Source organism: Zobellella sp. An-6, assembly GCF_052487945.1.
The window spans coordinates 2,234,908-2,251,561 of record NZ_CP199259.1 but is presented as its reverse complement, the minus strand read 5'-3'; the positions used below and the strand labels follow the sequence as shown (position 1 = coordinate 2,251,561).

General features: G+C 64.8%; 17 protein-coding genes. 6 read left to right on the top strand and 11 right to left on the bottom strand.

What is annotated here, in order from left to right; all coding sequences use genetic code 11:
* Positions 1 to 87: 87 nt before the first annotated feature.
* Positions 88 to 894, bottom strand: a complete 807-nt coding sequence (gene cysQ, locus ACT7DK_RS10490; protein ID WP_445398888.1) for a 3'(2'),5'-bisphosphate nucleotidase CysQ — start codon at positions 892 to 894, stop codon at positions 88 to 90.
* A 79-nt stretch (positions 895 to 973) separates the two neighbouring features.
* Between cysQ and ACT7DK_RS10485 the strand changes: the two genes are divergently transcribed.
* The 5 genes from ACT7DK_RS10485 (at position 974) to ACT7DK_RS10465 (ending at position 5,017) form a co-directional block, all read left to right on the top strand.
* Positions 974 to 1,954 carry a D-2-hydroxyacid dehydrogenase family protein gene (locus ACT7DK_RS10485; protein ID WP_445398886.1) on the top strand — a complete coding sequence of 327 codons (981 nt, stop codon included), beginning with the start codon at positions 974 to 976 and terminating at the stop codon, positions 1,952 to 1,954.
* Complete coding sequence (locus ACT7DK_RS10480) at positions 1,947 to 2,321, top strand: ribonuclease domain-containing protein (RefSeq protein ID WP_445398884.1); 375 nt, start codon at positions 1,947 to 1,949, stop codon at positions 2,319 to 2,321. Before ACT7DK_RS10485 ends, ACT7DK_RS10480 begins: the two co-directional genes overlap by 8 nt.
* A 106-nt stretch (positions 2,322 to 2,427) precedes the next feature.
* On the top strand, positions 2,428 to 2,691 hold the full coding sequence (locus tag ACT7DK_RS10475) for a hypothetical protein (protein ID WP_445398882.1): 264 nt from the start codon (positions 2,428 to 2,430) through the stop codon (positions 2,689 to 2,691).
* Positions 2,692 to 2,882: 191 nt separating this feature from the next.
* A complete protein-coding gene (locus tag ACT7DK_RS10470; protein WP_445398880.1) occupies positions 2,883 to 3,329 on the top strand; it encodes a barstar family protein in 447 nt (148 codons plus the stop codon).
* Positions 3,330 to 3,424: 95 nt separating this feature from the next.
* Positions 3,425 to 5,017, top strand: coding sequence for an ABC-F family ATPase (locus ACT7DK_RS10465; RefSeq protein ID WP_445398878.1), 1,593 nt, complete (start codon positions 3,425 to 3,427; stop codon positions 5,015 to 5,017).
* Between the two features lie 2 nt (positions 5,018 to 5,019).
* On the opposite strand, the gene cfa is transcribed toward ACT7DK_RS10465, so the two are convergent.
* The 4 genes from cfa to ACT7DK_RS10445 all read right to left on the bottom strand — a co-directional run bounded on the left by cfa (position 5,020) and on the right by ACT7DK_RS10445 (position 9,722).
* Positions 5,020 to 6,159, bottom strand: a complete 1,140-nt coding sequence (cfa, locus tag ACT7DK_RS10460) for a cyclopropane fatty acyl phospholipid synthase (protein WP_445398876.1) — start codon at positions 6,157 to 6,159, stop codon at positions 5,020 to 5,022.
* 253 nt (positions 6,160 to 6,412) lie between these two features.
* Positions 6,413 to 7,267, bottom strand: a complete 855-nt coding sequence (locus ACT7DK_RS10455; protein WP_445398874.1) for a universal stress protein — start codon at positions 7,265 to 7,267, stop codon at positions 6,413 to 6,415.
* Positions 7,268 to 7,367: 100 nt separating this feature from the next.
* Positions 7,368 to 8,222: a universal stress protein gene (locus ACT7DK_RS10450; RefSeq protein ID WP_445398872.1), complete on the bottom strand. Its 855-nt coding sequence runs from the start codon at positions 8,220 to 8,222 to the stop codon at positions 7,368 to 7,370.
* 15 nt (positions 8,223 to 8,237) lie between these two features.
* Complete coding sequence (locus ACT7DK_RS10445; protein ID WP_445398870.1) at positions 8,238 to 9,722, bottom strand: SulP family inorganic anion transporter; 1,485 nt, start codon at positions 9,720 to 9,722, stop codon at positions 8,238 to 8,240.
* 386 nt (positions 9,723 to 10,108) lie between these two features.
* Between ACT7DK_RS10445 and ACT7DK_RS10440 the strand changes: the two genes are divergently transcribed.
* A complete protein-coding gene (locus ACT7DK_RS10440; RefSeq protein ID WP_445398868.1) occupies positions 10,109 to 10,510 on the top strand; it encodes a phosphate-starvation-inducible protein PsiE in 402 nt (133 codons plus the stop codon).
* Between the two features lie 95 nt (positions 10,511 to 10,605).
* Here ACT7DK_RS10440 and mnhG read toward each other — a convergent pair whose 3' ends face one another.
* Genes mnhG through ACT7DK_RS10410 form a run of 6 tightly spaced genes read right to left on the bottom strand, consistent with a single transcriptional unit; the run spans position 10,606 to position 16,603 of the window.
* A complete protein-coding gene (gene mnhG / locus ACT7DK_RS10435; RefSeq protein WP_445398866.1) occupies positions 10,606 to 10,983 on the bottom strand; it encodes a monovalent cation/H(+) antiporter subunit G in 378 nt (125 codons plus the stop codon).
* Entirely contained in the window at positions 10,980 to 11,258 is a 279-nt protein-coding gene (locus tag ACT7DK_RS10430; protein WP_445398864.1) for a K+/H+ antiporter subunit F, read from the bottom strand. The genes mnhG and ACT7DK_RS10430 overlap by 4 nt, the downstream gene beginning before the upstream one ends.
* Entirely contained in the window at positions 11,255 to 11,755 is a 501-nt protein-coding gene (locus ACT7DK_RS10425; protein ID WP_445398862.1) for a Na+/H+ antiporter subunit E, read from the bottom strand. The genes ACT7DK_RS10430 and ACT7DK_RS10425 overlap by 4 nt, the downstream gene beginning before the upstream one ends.
* Positions 11,752 to 13,371: a monovalent cation/H+ antiporter subunit D gene (locus ACT7DK_RS10420; protein ID WP_445398860.1), complete on the bottom strand. Its 1,620-nt coding sequence runs from the start codon at positions 13,369 to 13,371 to the stop codon at positions 11,752 to 11,754. The genes ACT7DK_RS10425 and ACT7DK_RS10420 overlap by 4 nt, the downstream gene beginning before the upstream one ends.
* On the bottom strand, positions 13,368 to 13,709 hold the full coding sequence (locus tag ACT7DK_RS10415; protein WP_445398858.1) for a Na+/H+ antiporter subunit C: 342 nt from the start codon (positions 13,707 to 13,709) through the stop codon (positions 13,368 to 13,370). Before ACT7DK_RS10415 ends, ACT7DK_RS10420 begins: the two co-directional genes overlap by 4 nt.
* Positions 13,700 to 16,603 carry a monovalent cation/H+ antiporter subunit A gene (locus tag ACT7DK_RS10410; RefSeq protein ID WP_445398856.1) on the bottom strand — a complete coding sequence of 968 codons (2,904 nt, stop codon included), beginning with the start codon at positions 16,601 to 16,603 and terminating at the stop codon, positions 13,700 to 13,702. Before ACT7DK_RS10410 ends, ACT7DK_RS10415 begins: the two co-directional genes overlap by 10 nt.
* Between the last annotated feature and the right edge of the window lie 51 nt (positions 16,604 to 16,654).

Here is a 16,654-nt window from a genome sequence, read left to right as displayed (position 1 = left end):
GGCGGAGTGGGCTCTTTGGCTGACTGATGCGGTCATGACCACGACGTTGTGATCAAGACAAGGCCGGGTTTCCCCGGCCTTGTCGTATCAGAACAGGGTGGTCCAGTCCTGCTCGCTCTGGCCCAGTACCAGAAAATGGGGGTTGAGCGGCTGTTCGGGATGGGCGTAGCCGAGCGGGGTGCCGTCCAGCTGCACCACCCGCCCGCCGGCCTGCTCCGCCACGCAATGGGCGGCGGCGGTGTCCCACAGGCAGGTGGGGCCCAGCCGGGGATAGGCGTCGGCCGCCCCTTCCGCCACCAGGCACAGCTTGAGGGAGCTGCCCATGGGCACCAGTTCGTGCTCGCCCAGCCTGGCCAGCAGGCGCGGCATTTCCTCGCCGGCATGGGAGCGGCTGCCGACGATGCGCCAGGGCGTGCCCGCCCGGTGCTCGGCCACCCGGATGGACCGGCGTTGACCCTCGGCGTCCACCTTGCTGGCGCCCAGGCCGCGGGCGGCGCTGTAGCACAGCCCCAGCGCCGGGGCATAGACCACGCCCAGCACAGGCCGGCCCTGCTCGATCAAGGCGATATTGACGGTGAACTCGCCGTTGCGCTTGATGAACTCCTTGGTGCCGTCGAGGGGATCCACCAACCAGTAGCGCCCCCGGGTGTCGGGGCCGGCGAAGTGGCCGGTGTCTTCCTCCGACAGCAGCGGCAGTGGCAGGGGCAGGGCGGCCAGGCGACCGGCGATAAGCTGATGGGCGGCGGCGTCCGCCTCGGTCAGGGGAGACTTGTCGGCCTTTTCCTCGACCGAGAAGTCCCGGCCGTAGATGGCCATGATGGCGGCGCCGGCGTCCCGGGCGATGGCCTCCACCTCGGCGACCAGTTCGGCGGTGATGTAGTCTGAGTGCACCATGCTCTCCATGGGGGTGACGTGAAAAAGGCCTTGTATGATATAAAAAAACGCCGCCCATTCCCAACCACAAGGACATGCCATGAAGATAGCCATACTGGACGATTACCAGGATCTGGTGAGAAGCCTGCCCTGCTTTTCCCGCCTGGCCGGCCACCAGGTGACGGTGTTCACCGACCACTGCAACGACCTGGCGCTGTTGGCCGAGCGGCTCGCCCCCTTCGAGGCCCTGGTGCTGATCCGGGAGCGCACCGAGATAAACGCCGAGCTGCTGGCCCGCTTGCCGCGGCTTCGGCTCATCAGCCAGACCGGCAAGATAAGCCACCATGTCCGCTTGCAGGACTGCACCCGGGCCGGCGTGGCCCTGACGGAGGGGGTGGGATCACCGGTGGCGCCGGCGGAGCTGACCTGGGCCCTGATCATGGCGGCCAGCCGGCAACTGCTGCCCTATTGCAGCGCGCTCAAGGCGGGCCACTGGCAGCAGAACGGCGGACTGGGGCTGGGGCGTGCCCTGTCCGGCAAAACCCTCGGTATCTGGGGTTACGGCAAGATAGGGCGGCGCATCGCCCGCTTCGGTCAGGCGTTCGACATGCAGGTGCAGGTGTGGGGCAGTGAAGCCTCACGGCAGCAGGCCAGAAACGACGGCCTGATGGCCGCCCCCGACCAGGCCGCCTTTTTCGCCAGCAGCGATGTGCTGAGCCTGCACCTGCGGCTGAACGAGGCGACCCGTCATCGGGTTAGGGCCGCCGACCTGGCCCGGATGAAACCGGACGCGCTGCTGGTCAACACCAGCCGGGCCGAACTGATCGAGCCCGGTGCCCTGACGGCGGCGCTGAGTGCCGGCCGCCCGGGCTTTGCCGCCCTGGACGTCTACGAGCAGGAGCCGGACGGTGAGCAGCTGCAACAGTTGCTGACCCTGCCCAATGCGCTCTGTTCACCCCATCTGGGGTATGTGGAGCAGGGCGGCTACGAGCTATATTTCGGCGCGGCCTTCGATAATATCCTGGCCTACGCCGAGGGCCGGCCGGTGAACATTGCCAATCCCGAGGTGCTGAATGACTAGGCGAGGACGCAGACGGAGCTTCAACTTCCGCCTGCTGGGCGGCGCCCTGCTGCTCGGCCTGGCGCTGCTGCTCCAGGGCCTGTGGTCGGGGGGCTATGACCCCGCTGGCCATCCGCAGCTTACCGAGACCCTGCGCCTTATCGACCGGGGCGGCCCTTTTCCCTACCGCCAGGACGGCACCACCTTTCATAACCGGGAAGGGCGGCTGCCGGCCCGGCCCCGGGGCTATTACCGGGAATACACGGTGGACACGCCCGGGCTGAGCCATCGCGGCCCCCGGCGGGTGGTGACCGGAGGCCATCCGCCCGAGGTCTGGTATTATACGCAAGACCACTACCGCAGCTTTGTTGAGCTGAAACGCGAGTGAGCCCCATCGGTTGCCAGGTCGGAGGGGGCTGTTGATATGGTTCAATATTTGGCGCCTTTGGCTATGCTTAGAGCTCCGGGGAAAGCTGCCCGCAACGGAGGGCACTATGGATATCAGCCAGGGATTGACGGCAGGGGAGCTTATCGAGTTGCTGTCCTCTTTGCCAACAAACAGCAGAGTGATGCTCATTGACAAAGCTGGCAAGTTTTACTCGCCGGCACTGCTCGTCTGGCCGGACAAGTTTGTTGCCATGAACATCTGCGGCCACACCATTTTCGATGCGGCAGACGCGGTGGTCGAAGGCAACTGGTCGACTGGCAGTCCGTTCGAGGGTGTGCTGATATTGCCCTCTCCCCCGGAAGTGGAATAACGAAGCCCGGTAGCGTCCACTGCTTGCCGAGTGAAGGGGTGGCCTGAGCCGAGCATCTTGGGTGGGGAGGCCATCGTCGGGCATCGGTCGCTCCTGCTCAACCGATGGCGCCCTGGCTATGCGTCACCCCGGCGAGGGGGCAGGACTGTACCGAACATCATACCGCCGTGTTACCGAACTCAAGGTTAACCATGAACGAAACCGAACTGACCCGGCTGCTGAAGGCCGGCCCGGCCCGCGCCTGCTGCCTGGAGCCCCAGTCCCTGCTGGCCCTGGAACTGGCCGCCCGCCGGCTGGATTTGGGCTTCTATCCGATCGACTTCGCCGGGGTGGACTCCAAGGCCGGCTGCCTGCTGCAACTGGCCGGTGCCCTGGCGCTGCCGGCCTGGTTCGGACATAACTGGGACGCCCTGAGCGATGCCCTGACCGAGCCGGAGCTGGTCGGCGAACGGGGCGTCGTACTCTGCCTGCAACAGGTGGAAGGCTTCGTCTGTCGCGAGCAGCCGGGCTGGCTGACCCTGCTCGACATCATGAATGAAACGGCGGAATACTGGAGCCGGCAGCAGCTCCCCTTCTGGTGCGTGATCCTGAGTGCCTGTCCGGCCCTGGTGTCGGTGCCGGTGCTGGCCAACCATTAATGCCGCGCAGACTTTGAACTTTCCCGTCCGTGCCGGTATCCTTGGCACCCTGCGGTCCTGGGACCATCTTCTTTCGTTAACTGTGAGTCTGCTCCTTGATTTCCACCAACAACATTACCATGCAGTTCGGCTCCAAGCCGTTGTTCGAGAACATTTCCGTCAAATTCGGCGACGGCAACCGCTATGGCCTGATCGGCGCCAACGGCTGCGGCAAGTCCACCTTCATGAAGATCCTGGGCGGCGATCTGGAGCCCACCGCCGGTAACGTCAGCCTGGACGTGAACGAGCGGCTGGGCAAGCTGCGCCAGGATCAGTTTGCCTATGAAGAGGCGCGGGTGCTGGACGTGGTGATGATGGGACACAGCGAGCTGTGGGCCGCCATTCATGAGCGCGACGCCATCTACGCCAACCTGGAGGCCAGCGACGAGGACTACATGAGGGCGGCGGAGCTGGAAGGCAAGGTAGCGGAATACGACGGTTACACCGCCGAGTCGCGTGCCGGCGAACTGCTGCTGGGGGTGGGTATTCCTCTGGAACAGCACAACGGCCCCATGAGCGAAGTGGCCCCGGGCTGGAAACTGCGGGTGCTGCTGGCCCAGGCCCTGTTCTCCAACCCCGACATTCTGCTGCTTGACGAGCCGACCAACAACCTGGACATCGACACCATCCGCTGGCTCGAAGAGGTGCTCAACCAACGCAACAGCACCATGATCATCATCTCCCACGATCGCCACTTCCTGAACAGCGTTTGCACACATATGGCGGATCTGGACTACGGTGAACTCAGGGTTTACCCGGGCAACTACGACGACTACATGCTGGCGGCGACCCAGGCCCGGGAGCGGCTGCTGTCCGACAACGCCAAGAAGAAGGCTCAGATCGCCGATCTGCAATCCTTCGTGGCCCGCTTCAGCGCCAACGCCTCCAAGGCGCGCCAGGCCACCTCCCGCGCCAAGCAGATCGAAAAAATCAAGCTGGAGGAAGTGAAGGCGTCCAGCCGGCAGAACCCCTTCATCCGCTTCGAGCAGGAGAAAAAGCTGTACCGCAACGTGCTGGAGGTGGAGGGCCTGGCCAAGGGCTATGGCGAGGGCCCGCTGTTCAAGGGCCTGAACATGCTGGTGGAAGTGGGTGAGCGCATCGCCATCCTCGGCACCAACGGCATCGGCAAGTCGACCCTGGTCAAGACCCTGGTGGGCGAGCTTGGCCCCGATCAGGGCCAGTTCAAGTGGTCCGAAAACGCCACCATCGGCTATTACGCCCAGGATCATGCCGCCGATTTCGATAAGGATCTGACGGTGTTCGAATGGATGAGCCAGTGGCAGCAGGCGGGCGACGACGAGCAGACCATTCGCGGTGTGCTGGGCCGGCTGCTGTTCGGCCAGGACGACATCAAGAAGAAGGTGGGGGTGCTGTCCGGGGGCGAGCAGGGACGCATGCTGTTCGGCAAGCTGATGCTGCAGCGGCCCAATATCCTGGTGATGGACGAGCCCACAAACCACCTGGACATGGAATCCATCGAGTCGCTGAACATGGCGCTGGAGCTGTATCAGGGCACCCTGATCTTCGTGTCCCACGATCGGGAGTTCGTGTCGTCCCTGGCCACCCGCATCCTGGAGCTGAGCGAAAACGGCATCCGCGACTTCAGCGGCAGCTACGAGGAGTACCTGCGCGAGCAGGGCGTGGTGTAACGCTAGCTGACCCGCCGGTAGCCCTGCTCCACCCCGCCCTTGGCCAGCACCCACTGCCACAGCTGGATGTCCCGGGCGCGGAAGGCACCGGCGCAGGCCAGCAGGTAGTAGCGCCACATGCGATAGAAGCGATCGCCCAATTGCTCCCGGAAGCGGGGCCAGGCCTGCTCGAAGTTGGCGTGCCAGGCCATCAGGGTCTTGTCGTAGTCGGCGCCGAAGTTGTGCAGATCCTCCACCACGAACAACCTGTCCACCGCATCGCCTAGCTGGCCAATGGACGGCAGCTCGCCGTTGGGGAAGATGTATTTGTCTATCCAGGGATCCGTGTGAGGGCGGCGTTCGTTCTTGCCGATGGTGTGCAGCAGGAAGAGGCCGCCGTCCTGCAGGCAGCGATGGACCACTTCCATGTAGGTGCGGTAGTTCTTGTGGCCCACGTGCTCGAACATGCCCACGCTCACCACCCGATCGAAAGACTCGTTAAGGTCTCTATAATCCTGCAGGCGGAATTCCAGCGGCAGCTTGGGGTAGCGCTGCCTGGCCCACTGGGCCTGCTCCCGGGAGATGGTCACGCCCACGCATTCCACCCCGTAGTGTTCGGCGGCATAGCCCATGAAGCTGCCCCAGCCACAGCCGATGTCCAGCACCCGCATGCCGGGCTCGAGCCCGAGCTTGCGGCAGATCAGATCCAGCTTGGCCTCTTGTGCCTGTTCCAGGGTGGCGGCGTTTTGCCAGTAGCCGCAGGTGTAGGTCATGCGTTCGTCGAGCATGGCGGCATAGAAGTCGTTGCCCAGATCGTAGTGGGCTTCCCCCACCTGCCAGGCCCGCTTGCTGGTCTGGCGATTGAGCAGCCGGGCCTTGAGCGCATGGAGCAGCAGGCGGGAGGGGTGCACTTTCCGGTGCAGGCGTGCCTTTAACAGACGGCAGATCAGCTCGTCGGGCTGCTGGGCGTCCCAGGCGCCGTCCATGTAGCTTTCACCCAGCCCCAGGCTGCCCTCGGCGAAGATGCGCTCCGGCACGCCCGGCGCCTTCAGTTGCATATCCCAAGGTTGGGGACCGTTTACTTCGATACCGGCGTCGGCCAGCAATTCCTGCCATAGTCGGTGCAGGCTGGAATCTGGATAGAGAAAAGCGGTGTTTGTCACACCCGTGTATTCAGCGCCACCCATAAGGACTACCTCTTGCCATCATTCAAACTGGAGCCGGCTCGATGGTTGCCACCCAGTGCCCGCATCCAGGGGCCGGCTTTTTAGTGTTCTTTCATTTTATTAAAGGACAGTTTTTTAGGCTTTTGTAGTCTGGGTCACATTTTTATCGGTTTGTTTTATTTGTATTTTTTAACCTTTGGTTAACGGCAGGCCGCCCGCCGTCGGGCCGGCGGCCTGCCGGGACCCGAGCTCAGCGCAGCACCAGCAGGGGGATCCGGGCCGAGCGGATCATGGCGGTGGTGGTGCTGCCCAGCAGCCAGCGGTGCAGGCGGGAGTGGCCGTAGGCGCCCATCACCATCAGGTCGATGCTGTTGTCCTGCTGATAACGGGGCAGCACCAACTCCGGCTCGCCGGGGAGGGCAAGGGTGCGAGCCTCGGCCCCGGCCCCGGTCAGCAAGGCCCGGGCGTCGTCCAGCAAGGCCCGGTGCTCGCCATTGTCCGGGCCCACCAGCACCAGATGTGTGTCCAGCCCCCGGAACAGCGGGCTTTGGGCCAGCAGCGCGAGCCCCTTGCGGGCACTGGGGCTGCCGTCGTAGGCCAGCATGATCTTTTGCGGGGCCTTGAACTCCGGCTGGGCCACCAGTATGGGTTGGTGCAGCGCGCGGATTACCTGCTCCACCTGGCTGCCCAGGTGCGCGAGGGCGCCGGCGCTCTGCTCCCCGTGGGCGCCCAGCACCAGCAGCCGGTCGTCCTGCGCCAGCTCGACCAGGTTGTCGACCAGGGCACCGTGGCGCTGCAGGCACTCCACCTGGACAGCCCCGGCCGCCAGGGCCCGCTCACGGGCGGCGGCGAGGATAAGCCTGCCTTGCTCCACCGCCAGCCGGCTGCGTTGCTCGTCCAGGCGGGCCAGCTCCTGGAGCAGTTTCCGCCGGGCCTCTATACCCAGGTAGCCGCTGAAGTCGGCCTCGTGGATATACTGGCTCTGATCCAGCACGTGCAGCAGGGTCAGCGGTGCGGACAGGCGCAGGCTGGCCCAACTGGCCAGGTCGCAGACCGCGCCGGCCTGGCGGGAGCCATCGATACAGGCCATCAGTTGAGTGATCATGATTTTCCCCCGGTTGACGGCGGGCCCGGCTGCCGGGCCCCTGGATACAGTGTAATGCGCCTTCGGCCGGGGGGGACGATGGCGCCTGCTCATGGCGTTGTCAGCGCAGTACCAGCAGCGGCACCCGGGTCGAGCGGATCATGGCGGTGGTGGTGCTGCCCACCAGCAGCTGGCGGATGCGGGAGTGGCCGTAGGCGCCCATCACCATCAGGTCGATGCCGTTGTGCTGCTGATATTGCGGCAGGGCCTTGTCGACCTCGCCGGGGACGATGGCGGCCTGCGCCTTGATGCCGGACTGGGCCAGGGTGGTGCTGGCCCAGTTGAGCTGCTCCCGGTTGTCGTCGGTGTCGGCGCCCACCAGCACCAGGTGCAGCTCGAGGCCGTTGAACAGCGGGCTCCTGGCCAGCATATCCACGCCCTTGCGGGTGGTGGCGCTGCCGTCGAAGGCCAGCATGATCTTTTGTGGGGCCCTGAATTCGCCCAGGGTCACCAGGATGGGGCGATGCAGGGCGCGGATCACCTGCTCCACGTGGCTGCCGAGGTGGGCGTAGGCCGAGGCGGATTCCTCGCCGTGGCGCCCCAGTACCAGCAGCCGGGTGTCGGGCTCGAATTCCACCAGGGTCTCCACCAGCTTGCCGTGACGCTGCAGGGCGGCGGGCTCGCTCACGCCGTCGTCGATGGCGCGGCGCTTGGCGGCCTCGAGCAGGATGCGGCCCTGCTCCCTGGCCAGTTTTCCACGTTTTTCATCGAGCTCGGCCAGCTCTTCCAGCAGGTGCTCCTGGCTGCCCAGGCCGATGCTGCCGCTCAGGTCGGCCAGGCCCGGCTGCGGTGCCTTATCCAGCACATGGACGAAGGTCAGCGGCGCCGCCAGACGCAGGCTGGCCCAGCAGGCCCAGTCGCAGACGGCGGTGGCGAGGCTGGAGCCGTCGATACATGCCAAGACGTTGGTGGTCATGGTCATTCCTCTTTGTTAGTGGCCCATCAGCTTTTCTACCGCTTTGGGATCGTTGTGAACAGCAAAACGGTCTACAAGTGTGGCGCTGGCCTCATTCAGGCCGATCAATTCCACTTCGGTGCCTTCCCGGCGGAAGGTGAGAATGACCTTGTCGAGAGCGCTGATGGCGGTGATGTCCCAGAAGTGGGCGCGGCTGAGATCGATGCGCACCTGGCCTATCACCTCCTTGAAGTCGAAGGCGGCAACAAACCGCTCGGCGGAGCTGAAGAACACCTGGCCCACCACCTGGTATTCGCGGCGGTTGTCGTCGGTTTTTTCGGAGCCCACATAGAGGATTTGCCCCACCTTGTTGGCAAAGAACAGGGCGCTGAGCAGTACGCCTACCAGCACGCCGTAGGCCAGGTTGTGGCTATAGACCACCACCACCACGGTGGCGATCATCACCAGACTGGTGCTCTTGGGGTGCACTTTCAGATCCCGGATGGAGCCCCAGCTGAAGGTACCGATGGACACCATGATCATCACCGCCACCAGGGCGGCCATGGGAATTTGCGACACCCAGGGGCCGAGGAAGACCACCAGGATCAGCAACACCACGCCGGCCACCAGGGTGGACAGCCGGCCGCGGCCACCGGACTTCACGTTGATGATCGACTGACCGATCATGGCGCAACCGGCCATGCCGCCGAGCACGCCGGTGGCCAGGTTGGCCAGGCCCTGGCCCTTGCACTCGCGGTTCTTGTCGCTCTTGGTGTCGGTGAGGTCGTCCACTATGGTGGCGGTCATCATCGACTCCAACAGGCCGACCACCGCCAGCGACAGGGAATAGGGGAAGATGATGGCCAGGGTATCGAGGTTGAGCGGCACGTCCGGCCACAGGAACACCGGCAGGGTATCGGGCAGCTCGCCCATGTCGCCCACGGTGCGCACATCGATGCCGAAGGCGATGGCTACTATGGTCAGGCTGATGATGCACACCAGCGGGGAGGGCAGCAGCTTGCCCACCACCGGCACCAGCGGCAGCAGGTAGATGATGCCGAGGCCGGCGGCGGTCATGGCGTAGACGTGCCAGCCGACGTCGGTCAGCTCCGGCAGCTGGGCCAGGAAGATCAGGATGGCCAGGGCGTTGACGAAGCCGGTGACCACGGAGCGGGACACGAAGCGCATCAGTTCGCCCAGGCGCAGGTAGCCGGCGACGATCTGCAACAGGCCGCACAAGAGGGTGGCGGCCAGCAGGTATTCGAGGCCGTGCTCGCGTACCAGGGTGACCATCAGCAACGCCATGGCCCCGGTGGCGGCGGAGATCATGCCCGGGCGGCCGCCGGCGAAGGCGATCACCACCGCCATGCTGAAGGAGGCGTAGAGGCCGACCTTGGGGTCGACGCCGGCGATGATGGAGAAGGCGATGGCTTCCGGGATCAGGGCGAGGGCGACCACCAGGCCGGCGAGCACGTCGCCGCGTATGTTCGAAAACCAGGTTTGCTTGATGTTCGGGAGCATTCTTGTTGGTTCCAGGGTTGTGACTAAAGGCAGTCCATAACCGGCCGGCGCGAAAGGCGGGCGCAGCGGTACGGGATTCAAGTTTTCGGGTAGAGCAAAGCGCTCGCATGAGGGCGAGCAGAGATACCGCGGGGTGCGGTAACAGCGGGGCATTAAGGCTAGGGTGGCGTAATCGCTTTATTCAAAAATTTCATAAAAGTTTAATTTTTTATAAGCTCTGTCCGTTAGGCAGCGGTTATTATAGGTGGCCGGCCGTCCAGGGACAAGGCCGAATCCCGCCTTGGCGGGGAGTTTACCGCTGGGTTCGCGGCCGGATATTATGGCACTGATTTTGCCTGCATTAAGTAACGACAGCTTTGGATAATGACAACACCGGGAGGGGATCTATGGATAATAAACGGATGCTGGGCAGCAAGGTGCTGGATACGCTTCAGCATATTGGCCTGATTATCGTCGCCATCTCTACCGTGGTGGCGGTGGGGATCGAAGTCAACACCATGTGGCGGGCCAGGACCGTGACCCTGGCCGATCTGCTGCTGATGTTCATCTACCTGGAAGTGCTGGCCATGGTGGCCATCTACCTGCGCTCGGGCAAGCTGCCCATTCGCATTCCGCTCTATATCGCCATCGTCGCCCTGGCCCGCTACCTCATCCTGGACATGAAGGGCATGGACAGCTGGCGGTTGATCACGGTGGCGGGGGCCGCCCTGGTGCTGGCCGTGGCCATACTGGTGATCCGCTTCGGCCATGTCCACTATCCCTACGACAAGGATGAAGGCGGGCATTGAGCCGCGGGTGATGCATCCGCGGCGGTTTGGAACGAGGGAAGATGGCCGTGAGCTGGCCCCACTGCGCGCGAGCGACGGCAGGGCCGTAGCGGCCCTCAATCCTCTTCCTTGTCCTCGGGCAGCACATAGTGCTTGCGGCCGTTCTCCGGCGGACGCTTGGCCCTCAGCTCGCGATAGACGCCGGCCCGCATCAACAGCATGGCGGTGATCGGCGCCGTCATCAAAATGAAGGCCGTGATCAACAGTTCGTGTACCACGACGCGGGTCTGCAAGCCGGTGAAAAACAGCATGGACGCCAGCAGGATGCAGCCGGTGCCCAGGGTGGCGATCATGGCCGGGCCGTGGATGCGGCGGTAAAAGTTCGGCAGCCGCACCAGGCCGAGGGCGCCGATCAGGATCACGATACTGCCGCACCACAGCAGCAACAGCACCGGAATGGCCGCCCACAGGGGCAGCAGCTCGAGTTCGTTCATTCGATGATCTCTCCCCGCATGATGAATTTCGCCAGCGCGATGGACGAGACGAAACCGGTCAGGGCCACCAGCAGGGCCACCTCGAAGTAGAGCTCGGTCCCGAAATAGAGCCCCAGCAGCAGGCACAGCAGCATGGCGCAGATCCACAGGGTATCCAGCGCCAGTATGCGATCCTGGGCCGAGGGGCCGCGCAACAGGCGCAGGGTACAGAGCGCCATGCTCAGACCGACCGCCAGCAAGGCAAAATAGATGGTAACCGTTAACAAGAGTGTCATCGCGTTTCCCCGCTTTCAAAGATCTCGAGCAAGGGCTGCTCGTAAACCCGGTGGATGGTGTCGAGCCACCACTGTTCGTCATGCAAATCCAGTACGTGCAGGGCCAACTGATGCCCTTCCGGCAGGATCTCGATCCAGACGGTCCCCGGCGTGGAGTTGATGATGCACGCCAGCACCGCCAAACCGGTCGGATCCCGCAAGGTCAAGGGCACGCGGATAAACTGGGAATTGTGTTCCCGCCGCCCGAGGATGATCAGGCTGACCCCGTAGCAGGAGCGGATGATCTCGATCAGGCTGAAGATAAACAGGCGTGCCACGGCCCGCGGCCGGGCCGGCCGGGTCAGCCGCAGTCCCAACGGCCGTGCCAGCAGGGGGGCGGCCAGGGCCAGCAGGGCCCCCAGCAACAGCTGGCCGGGCGCCAGGCTCTGGTTCAGCATCAGCCACATCAGCCACAGGCCGAATGACAACAGGGGAAAAGGCAACCAGCGATGCATCATCGTACATCCTCCGTGGTGGGACCCGGCTTGGCCGGTACCGACAGGATCCGCTCGATATAGCGCTCCGGTTGGTACAGGGCCTCGGTGGTTCGTTCGAGATACGCCATGATGGGGCCGGCCAGCACCGTCATCAGCACACAGCCCAGCACCAGCGCCGCCACCGGGGCCGCTTCCACGGGCCTCAGGGCGGGCAGGCTGCCGCGATCCGCCGCCCAGAATGCCCGTACCCCGAAGCGCATCATGGCGATGGTCGCGGCCAGCCCCGACAGGATCACCAGTACCAGCAGCAGCCAGTGGCCCGCTCCCGGCGCGTCCCCAGGGGGAGTCAGCAGGGTATCGAACAGGACGAACTTGGCCACGAAGCCCGACAGTGGCGGCATGCCGGTGAGCACCAGGGCACAGGCCGCGAAGCTCAAGCCGAGAAAGGCCATGGCGGCGGGAATGCTCACCCCGACCGGATCCCGGGGCGAATCCTCCACCATAAAGGCTTCCAAACTCAGTGCCAGCACCAGATCCGTCTGGCTGCGACTGCGTTCGACCAGTTCCGCCAACAGCAGGAAGGCCCCCAGCGCCAGGGTCGAGCTCAGCAGGTAGAAGAGCGCCGCCGTCACCAGGCCGGGCTGGCCGAAGCCCAGGGCGGCCAGCAGGGTACCGGAGGAGATCACCGCGCTGTAGCCGCCCATGTGGCCCATGTCCTGGGACGCCAGCATGCCGATGGCCCCGAACAGCAGGGTGGCCATGCCCCCCCACAACAGCAGCTCGGCGCCCAGCCCTTCGACGCTGTCTGCGGAAAACCACAGCAGCCACAATCGGTAAATGACGTAGACGCCCACCTTGGTCATCACCACCAGCATGGCGGCCACCGGCGGCGAGGCGGCGGCATAGGTGGTGGGCAGCCAGAAGTTGAGCGGCCAGGCGGCGCTCTTGACCAGGAAGGCCACCGCCAGGATGGCGATCCCGACCTCCAGCAGGCTCAGTTCATCCCCGGCCAGTTGCGGCAGCAGCCGCGCCAGATCCGCCATGTTGAGGGTACCGGTATTGGCATAGATCAGGGCGACACCGATCAGGAAGAAGGCCGAGGCCACCAGGTTGACCACGATGTACTGCATCCCCGCCCGCAGCCGGGTCACCCCGGAGCCGTGCAGTACCAGGCCGTAGGAGGCCGCCAGCATCAGCTCGAAGAAGACGAAAAGGTTAAACAGATCCCCGGTCAGGAAGGCGCCGTTGATCCCCATCAGCAGGAACTGGAACAGGGAGTGGAAATGCACCCCCAGCCGGCCCCAGTGGGCAGAGGCGAACAGCAGGGCCATCACCGCCATCACCGCCGTCAGCAGCAACAGCAGGGCGGCCAGCCGATCCACCACCAGCACGATGCCGAAGGGGGCGGCCCAGTTGCCGGCCAGGTAGACCCCGATGCCCTGGGGCCAGGGGGAGGAGTGGGCATCGGTCAGCCAGACCAGGGCCGAGGCCACCACCAATAGCACCAGGGTCGAGCCCAGGTTGAGCCACCACTTGCGCTCGTGATGCTGTTCCCGCTGCAGCACCAGCAAGGCGCCGGTCAACAGCGGCAGCAACACCGGCAGCATCATCAGCTTGTCTATCAGGGTCGTGCTCATTTGTCCGCTTCCTTACCGTCCACGTGATCGGTACCGGTCAGGCCGCGGGCGCCCAGCAAGACCACCAGGTAGAGTGCCGTGGTGGCAAAGCCGATCACGATGGCGGTCAGCACCAGGGCCTGGGGCACGGGATCCGCGTACTGGACGAGATCCACCGCCGCGTCCAGGATCAAGGGCGGTTGATCCACGGTCAGACGGCCCATCGAAAAAATAAAGAGGTTGACTGCATAAGACAGCAGCAGCAAGCCAATGATCAGCTGGAAGCTGCGCGGCCTGAGCAACAGCCAGACCCCCGAGGCCGCCATCACCCCGATGGCCAGGGCAAGGATTATTTCCATGAAACAGGCTCCTGTTGTTCGGTTTGTTGCCGATGTTCTTCCACCCGGTGGCTCCGCACCGACTGGTGCGCCAGGGCGACCAGGATGAGCAGGCTGGCACCGACCACCAACGCAAACACCCCCAGGTCGAACATAAAGGCGCTGGGCAGGTGGATTTCCCCCAGCCAGGGCAGGGTGACATGGGCGGTATGGGTGGTCAGGAAGGGATAGCCGGCCAGCCAGGCGCCCAGGCCGGTGAACAGGGCACATGCCAGGCCGGCGGCGATCCAGTTGTGCGGATGGTAGCGCAGGTGGCTTTCCACCCAGTGGGTTCCCGCCATCATGTACTGCACGATGACCGCCACGGTGAAGATCAGCCCCGCCACGAAGCCGCCGCCGGGCAGGTTATGGCCGCGCATGAAGAAATACGCCGCCACCAGGGCCATGATCGGGAACAAGGCCCGCATAAACAGGGTCGGCACCATCAGATAGCCCCGCTCGGCCTGCTCCGCCGCCGTCTGGCCGAAGGCGGGATCGTTCTTCAGGCTGCTCTGCTGCCTGGGCGAGGGAATGCTCTCGGGGGCGGGCCGGAAACGGCGCAACAGCGCGTATACCGTCAATGCCACCACCGCCAGCACGCTGATCTCCCCCAGGGTATCGAAGCTACGGAAGTCCACCAGCAGGACGTTCACCACGTTGCTGCCGCCGCCCTCGGGCAGGGCCCGGGCCAGGAAGAAACCGGCGATGTTTTCCCCCACCGGCCGGGTCATCACCGCGTAGCTCAAGGCGGCCAGGCCCAGGCCCGCCGCCGCCGCCACCACCAGATCCCGCAGGCGACGCAAGCGGTCCTGGGCTCGGGTCGCCAGTCCCAGTTCCCGGGATTCGATCCGGCTCGGCAGCCAGCGCAGGCCCAGCAGCAACAGCACAGTGGTGACGGTTTCCACCATTAGTTGGGTCAGGGCCAGGTCGGGGGCCGAGAACCAGACGAAGGTGAGGCACACCGCCACCCCGGTCGCGCCCAGCATTCCCAGGGCCGCCAGCCGGTGGAACTTGGCCTGCCAGGCGGCCCCGATGGCGCAGGCGCCGCCCACCAGCCAGAGCAGGACAAACAGGGGATCGAGCGGGGTCAGGGCCCGTTCGCCCGGCAGCAGCGCCGCCGGGCGCAGGGCCAGGGCCGCCAGCGCCACGGCCACCAGCACCATCAGTAGCACCTGGGGCTGCAGGCGCGTACTCGCCAGCCGGTGTTCCAGCCAGGAAGCGCCCCGGGTCAACCGGAGCAGGGTGTATTCATAGGCGCGCTTGCCGTTGAAGCGGTGCAGCAGCGGCACCCCTTCGTTCCGGGCCAGGTTGCCCCAGCGGCGCAACGCCAGGTACAGCAGCACGCCGCCCACCAGCGCCAGCAGGCTCATCAACAGCGGCAGGTTGAACCCGTGCCATACGGCCAGGCTATATTCCGGGGTCTGCTCGCCGAGCACCGAGAAGACGGCGGCATAGAGGTAAGGCCCTATGCTGATGGCGGGGAACACCCCCACCACCAGGCACAGCAGCACCAGCAGCTCCACCGGCAGGCGCATCCAGCGGTTGGGCTCGTGGGGCTGGTGTGGCAAGTCCTGCGCCGGGGCGCCGAAGAAGACGTCATGAATGAAGCGCAGCGAATAGGTGACCCCGAAGATCCCCGCCACCGTGGCCGCCACCGACATCCACCAATCCTCCCCCACCAGCAGGGACTCGGCGAAGAACATCTCCTTGGACAGGAAGCCATTGAGCAACGGCACCCCCGCCATGGAGGCACTCGCCACCATGGCCAGGGTCGAGGTGATCGGCATCATGCGCCAGAGCCCGCTCAACCGCCGCATGTCCCGGGTGCCGCTTTCGTGATCGATAATGCCCGCCGCCATAAACAGCGACGCCTTGAAGGTGGCGTGGTTCACCACATGGAAGATCGCCGCCACCGCGGCCAAGGGTGAGCCCATGCCCAGCAGCAGGGTGATGAGCCCGAGGTGGCTGATGGTGGAATAGGCCAGCAGCCCCTTGAGATCGTGCTGGAAAATGGCGATGAAGGCACCCAGCAGCAGGGTGCAGACACCGGCGCCCGCGATCAGCCAGAACCACTCCGGGGTGCCGGCCAACACCGGCCACAAGCGGATCAGCAGGAAGACCCCGGCCTTGACCATGGTGGCCGAGTGCAGATAGGAAGAGACCGGCGTGGGGGCCGCCATGGCGTGGGGCAGCCAGAAATGAAAGGGAAACTGGGCGCTTTTGGTCAGGGCGCCCAGGGCCACCAGGATCAGCATGGGCAGGTAGAGCGGGTGTTCGCGCAGCAGATCGCCGGCGGCCAGCACCAGGTCCAGATCATAGCTGCCCACCATGTGGCCGATCAGCAAAACGCCGGCGAAGAGGCAGAGGCCGCCGCAGGCGGTCACGGTAAAGGCCATCCGCGCCCCCCGGCGCGCATCGACCCGGTGATGCCAGTAGCCGATCAGCAGGAAAGAGGTCAGGCTGGTCAGTTCCCAGAACAGCACCAGCTGGATCAAATTGCCCGACAGCACCACGCCCAGCATGGCCCCCATGAAGGCCAGCAGGAAGGAGAAGAAGCGGGGCACCGGATCCTTGGGCGACATGTAGTAACGGGCGTAGATCACCACCAACAGGCCGATACCGGTGATCAGCATCGAAAACAGCCAGGCCAGGCCGTCCAGCCGCAGCACGACATCGAGTCCGCTACCGGGCAGCCAGGCCAGTTGAACGCGGAGCACCCCCTCGGTGATCTGGGGGTAGAGCAACAGATTGATGATCACCCCGACCAGGGCGACGCCACCAGCCAGCCAGGCTTCGGTGTTACGTGCGTTCGAAGGTAAGAAAGCCGCGACAACGCTTCCGAGGAAAGGCAGAAGGCACAAAAACAGTAGTAGCATCCGGATGTGAATCCTGTTCAGTGAGCGACATGGAGGGACACGGGGGACGAG

Coding starts and splice junctions, on each gene's coding strand:
- cysQ (WP_445398888.1), bottom strand. CDS start 894: ATGGTGCACTCAGACTACATCACCGCCGAACTGGTCGCCGAGGTGGAG.
- ACT7DK_RS10485 (WP_445398886.1), top strand. CDS start 974: ATGAAGATAGCCATACTGGACGATTACCAGGATCTGGTGAGAAGCCTG.
- ACT7DK_RS10480 (WP_445398884.1), top strand. CDS start 1,947: ATGACTAGGCGAGGACGCAGACGGAGCTTCAACTTCCGCCTGCTGGGC.
- ACT7DK_RS10475 (WP_445398882.1), top strand. CDS start 2,428: ATGGATATCAGCCAGGGATTGACGGCAGGGGAGCTTATCGAGTTGCTG.
- ACT7DK_RS10470 (WP_445398880.1), top strand. CDS start 2,883: ATGAACGAAACCGAACTGACCCGGCTGCTGAAGGCCGGCCCGGCCCGC.
- ACT7DK_RS10455 (WP_445398874.1), bottom strand. CDS start 7,267: ATGATCACTCAACTGATGGCCTGTATCGATGGCTCCCGCCAGGCCGGC.
- ACT7DK_RS10450 (WP_445398872.1), bottom strand. CDS start 8,222: ATGACCACCAACGTCTTGGCATGTATCGACGGCTCCAGCCTCGCCACC.
- ACT7DK_RS10445 (WP_445398870.1), bottom strand. CDS start 9,722: ATGCTCCCGAACATCAAGCAAACCTGGTTTTCGAACATACGCGGCGAC.
- ACT7DK_RS10440 (WP_445398868.1), top strand. CDS start 10,109: ATGGATAATAAACGGATGCTGGGCAGCAAGGTGCTGGATACGCTTCAG.
- mnhG (WP_445398866.1), bottom strand. CDS start 10,983: ATGAACGAACTCGAGCTGCTGCCCCTGTGGGCGGCCATTCCGGTGCTG.
- ACT7DK_RS10430 (WP_445398864.1), bottom strand. CDS start 11,258: ATGACACTCTTGTTAACGGTTACCATCTATTTTGCCTTGCTGGCGGTC.
- ACT7DK_RS10425 (WP_445398862.1), bottom strand. CDS start 11,755: ATGATGCATCGCTGGTTGCCTTTTCCCCTGTTGTCATTCGGCCTGTGG.
- ACT7DK_RS10420 (WP_445398860.1), bottom strand. CDS start 13,371: ATGAGCACGACCCTGATAGACAAGCTGATGATGCTGCCGGTGTTGCTG.
- ACT7DK_RS10415 (WP_445398858.1), bottom strand. CDS start 13,709: ATGGAAATAATCCTTGCCCTGGCCATCGGGGTGATGGCGGCCTCGGGG.
- ACT7DK_RS10410 (WP_445398856.1), bottom strand. CDS start 16,603: ATGCTACTACTGTTTTTGTGCCTTCTGCCTTTCCTCGGAAGCGTTGTC.